General features: G+C 70.3%; 2 protein-coding genes. One reads left to right on the top strand and one right to left on the bottom strand.

Translation table 11 applies throughout. The features are described from left to right. Nucleotides 1–60: 60 nt before the first annotated feature. Nucleotides 61–942 carry a helix-turn-helix transcriptional regulator gene (locus AC27VN_RS41750; protein ID WP_490880554.1) on the bottom strand — a complete coding sequence of 294 codons (882 nt, stop codon included), beginning with the start codon at nt 940–942 and terminating at the stop codon, nt 61–63. Nucleotides 943–1,085: 143 nt separating this feature from the next. Between AC27VN_RS41750 and AC27VN_RS41745 the strand changes: the two genes are divergently transcribed. Further along, a partial coding sequence (locus AC27VN_RS41745) for a hypothetical protein (protein WP_490880553.1) occupies nt 1,086–1,272 on the top strand: 187 nt, incomplete at its 3' end.

The following is a 1,272-nucleotide window of genomic DNA, read 5'->3' as shown; positions in this document are numbered from 1 at the left end:
GCCAGCTCGCGCTGCTGAGCCTGTGGATGCAGGGCGTGGGGCAATAAGCCCCTTCGCGCGCTAGACGGCGCAGCAGTTGCGGTATTCGAGCGCCGTGCGCCGCTCCACCTTCTTGAAGGTGTCGGCGAAGTGGCTGGGACTCGCGAAGCCGCAGCGCAGCGCGATGTCGGTCACCGGCAGCCGCGTGAGGTGCAGCATCTCCTTCGCATGCTCGATGCGCGCGCGGATCAGGTATTGGTGCGGCGTCACGCCGGTGCTGCGCTTGAAGGCGCGCAGGAAGGCATACGGGTCCATGTCGAGCAGCGCGGCCAGCGCGGTCAGCGAGACGCCGATCTCGAGCCGGCCGCGGATGTGCTCCCTGACGCGATCGAGCGCGGCCTTCGACAGCAGGCCCTCGGCCTGCGCCTCGCTGGCCGCGGCCGTGTGCGTCTGCCGCAGGTGCGCGAGCAGCGCGATCAGCAGCGTCTCGCCATAGCCGGGCCCCTCGGGCTGGCCGGTCTTCGCATCGGCATGCAGCGCGAGCAGCAGCTGCGCGATCAGCGGGCTCGACACGTTGCAGCAGGGCACCAGCGCGCGGTCGCCGCCATCGCTTTCGCCGGCATTCTGGAAGTGGCGCGGATCGATGCTCAGCGTGAGCGCCTCGCACGGGTCCCAGGTGCGTCCCTTGATCTGCGCGCCGGCCGGCAGGATGCTGATGCCCAGCGGCTGCGCGGTCGCGGACCAGAAGCGTTCGTCGTGCAGGCGCATCTCGAAGCGCGTGGGGCCGCCGAGGTTGACCGAGACGCAGTGGCGGATCAGCCCGCCCTCGACGTTGTCCATCGGGTCGGCCTCCTCGTGCTCGAGGAGCATGCCTTCCCAGCGGGCCTCGAAGAGAAGCCTGCCGCAGCCGCGGTCGATGCCGACCGGCTGGCCGCGGCCCTGCACGCGCTGCCGAACGCCCATGGCCTGGTCCTTGTGGTTGTATGTTGTCTCCGGGCGGCGATGGTTTGCGAGCGGACTTACAGCGCGCTGACGGGTCGCCGACGCCGCGCCGCTGCAATTTTCCGGAAGCCGCACCGCCGCCGCGCGGGGCCGGCGCGGCGCGCATGCGCCTGCAATTCCCCGGAAGCGCCGAAACGCCCCGCCGCGAATACTTCTCCCACACGCAACAAAGCGCGGCGGCCTGCGCCGCGCGAACGGTGCGTGGATCACAACAACGGAGACACGCAGGAATGAAACGCGCAAGACTCATCGGCGCCGCCGCCTCGGCGACGGCACTTCTCATGGCATGCG

The sequence above is a fragment of the Variovorax sp. 20P10.2.4 genome (genome assembly GCF_058244205.1).
This window is presented reverse-complemented; position numbering and strand designations above follow the sequence as displayed.

Excerpts from the sequence above, each read along its gene's own strand:
- AC27VN_RS41750 (WP_490880554.1), bottom strand. The coding sequence starts at position 942 with ATGGGCGTTCGGCAGCGCGTGCAGGGCCGCGGCCAGCCGGTCGGCATC.